This is a genomic window from Pseudomonas sp. NPDC089401 (genome assembly GCF_044749485.1).
Taxonomy (GTDB): domain Bacteria; phylum Pseudomonadota; class Gammaproteobacteria; order Pseudomonadales; family Pseudomonadaceae; genus Aquipseudomonas.
This window is the reverse complement of the sequence record NZ_JBIVIA010000020.1, coordinates 50242-52965: the sequence shown is the minus strand read 5'-3', so window position 1 is coordinate 52965 and position 2724 is coordinate 50242. Positions and strand designations below refer to the sequence as shown.

Genomic DNA, 2724 nt, shown 5'->3' with positions numbered 1-2724 from the left:
GCGGCAACGCCAGTCACAGTAACGGTGACCGGCGTTTCGGTATCGGCGATCTCGGCAGTGCCCTTGGCACCGGTCTCGATCTTCTCGAAGTTGCCACCAGTACCGGAGATGACTTCAGCGACCAGGCTGCTGGCGTCGTTGTAGACGTCTTCGCCATTCGGGTTATCAACCTGGAGCGAGCCTTTGCCGTCTGCATCGATGTTGACGGTGTATTCCTGGCCGGCAACACGCACCACCAGTTGCACCGGATCGCTACCGGCTTCTGGCTTGTGGCTCAGTTCGAAGTTGAAGGTGACTTTGGCATCCGCTTCGGTGGCGGCAACGCCGGTCACAGTAACGGTGACCGGAGTTTCGGTGTCGGCGATCTCGGCGGTGCCCTTGGCACCCGTCTCGATCTTCTCGAAGTTACCGCCGGTTCCGCTCACTACTTCAGCAACCAGGCTGCTGGCGTCGTTGTAGACGTCTTCGCCGTTCGGGTTGTCGACCTGGAGCGAACCTTTGCCGTCCGCGTCGATGTTGACGGTGTATTCCTGACCGGCAACACGCACCACCAGTTGCACCGGATCGCTGCCCGCTTCTGGCTTGTGGCTCAGCTCGAAGTTGAAGGTGACTTTGGCATCGGCTTCGGTGGCGGCAACGCCAGTGACCGTCACGGTAACCGGGGTTTCGGTGTCGGCGATCTCGGCGGTGCCCTTGGCACCGGTTTCGATCTTCTCGAAGTTACCGCCAGTACCAGAGATGACTTCAGCAACCAGGCTGCTGGCGTCGTTGTAGACGTCTTCGCCGTTCGGGTTATCAACCTGCAGCGAACCTTTGCCGTCCGCGTCGATGTTGACGGTGTAGTCCTGGCCGGCAACACGCACCACCAGTTGCACCGGATCGCTGCCCGCTTCCGGTTTGTGGCTCAGCTCGAAGTTGAAGGTGACTTTGGCATCGGCTTCGGTGGCGGCAACGCCGGTCACAGTAACGGTGACCGGCGTTTCGGTGTCGGCGATCTCGGCGGTGCCCTTGGCACCCGTCTCGATCTTCTCGAAGTTACCGCCGGTTCCGCTCACTACTTCAGCAACCAGGCTGCTGGCGTCGTTGTAGACGTCTTCGCCATTCGGGTTGTCGACCTGGAGCGAACCTTTGCCGTCCGCGTCGATGTTGACGGTGTATTCCTGACCGGCAACACGCACCACCAGTTGCACCGGATCGCTGCCCGCTTCTGGCTTGTGGCTCAGCTCGAAGTTGAAGGTGACTTTGGCATCGGCTTCGGTGGCGGCAACGCCGGTCACAGTAACGGTGACCGGGGTTTCGGTGTCGGCGATCTCGGCGGTGCCCTTGGCACCCGTCTCGATCTTCTCGAAGTTACCGCCGGTTCCGCTCACTACTTCAGCAACCAGGCTGCTGGCGTCGTTGTAGACGTCTTCGCCGTTCGGGTTGTCGACTTGCAGCGAGCCTTTGCCGTCAGCATCGATGTTGACGGTGTATTCCTGGCCAGCCACGCGCACGACCAGTTGTACCGGGTCACTGCCCGCTTCTGGCTTGTGGCTCAGCTCGAAGTTGAAGGTAACTTTCGCATCGGCTTCGGTGGCGGCAACGCCGGTCACAGTAACGGTGACCGGCGTTTCGGTGTCGGCGATCTCGGCAGTGCCCTTGGCACCGGTTTCGATCTTCTCGAAGTTGCCGCCAGTGCCGGAGATGACTTCAGCAACCAAGCTGCTGGCGTCGTTGTAGACGTCTTCACCGTTCGGGTTGTCGATCTGCAGCGAGCCTTTGCCGTCCGCATCGATGTTGACGGTGTATTCCTGACCGGCGACGCGCACGACCAGTTGTACCGGGTCACTGCCGGCTTCCGGTTTGTGGCTCAGCTCGAAGTTGAAGGTAACTTTCGCATCGGCTTCGGTGGCGGCAACGCCGGTCACAGTAACGGTGACCGGCGTTTCGGTATCGGCGATCTCGGCGGTGCCCTTGGCACCGGTTTCGATCTTCTCGAAGTTACCACCGGTGCCGCTCACTACTTCAGCAACCAGGCTGCTGGCATCGTTGTAGACGTCTTCGCCGTTCGGGTTGTCGACTTGCAGCGAGCCTTTGCCATCCGCATCGATGTTGACGGTGTATTCCTGGCCAGCCACGCGCACGACCAGTTGTACTGGGTCGCTGCCGGCTTCTGGTTTGTGGCTCAACTCGAAGTTGAAGGTAACTTTGGCATCGGCTTCGGTGGCGGCAACGCCAGTCACAGTAACGGTGACTGGTGTTTCGGTGTCTGCAACGGTAGCAGTAGTAGTGGCACCCGTGAGGTCCACGCCTTCGTAGTTACCACCATTCACGGCGGTTACGGTCGCAGTGACAGTCGAAGCATCTTTGTAGACATCTTCGCCGTTGGTGTTAGGAACTTGCAGCGTACCCTTGCCGTCTGCATCCACGCTCACGGTGTAGATCGTGCCACCGACGTTCACCGTCAGGGTGGTCGCACCCTGCGGCGGGTTGCTCAGCTGGAAGTTGAAGGTGATGTTCGCATCGCCTTCTTTCGCCGGCTCGGCAGAAACGGCCACGGTGGTGTTGTCGAGGGTGTCTTCGACAGTCGCCGTAGTAGTTGCGTCAGTCAGGTCCACGCCTTCGTAGTTACCGCCATTCACGGCAGTTACGGTCGCAGTGACAGTCGAAGCATCTTTGTAGACATCTTCGCCGTTGGTGTTAGGAACTTGCAGCGTACCCTTGCCGTCTGCATCCACGCTCACG

The 2724-nt window shown here is 59.9% G+C and carries 1 protein-coding gene; it reads right to left on the bottom strand.

Translation table 11 applies throughout. From position 1 onward, the window contains the following. Window positions 1–2724: immunoglobulin-like domain-containing protein (locus ACIP21_RS27945; RefSeq protein ID WP_400694736.1), on the bottom strand; the 2724-nt coding region annotated here is incomplete at both ends.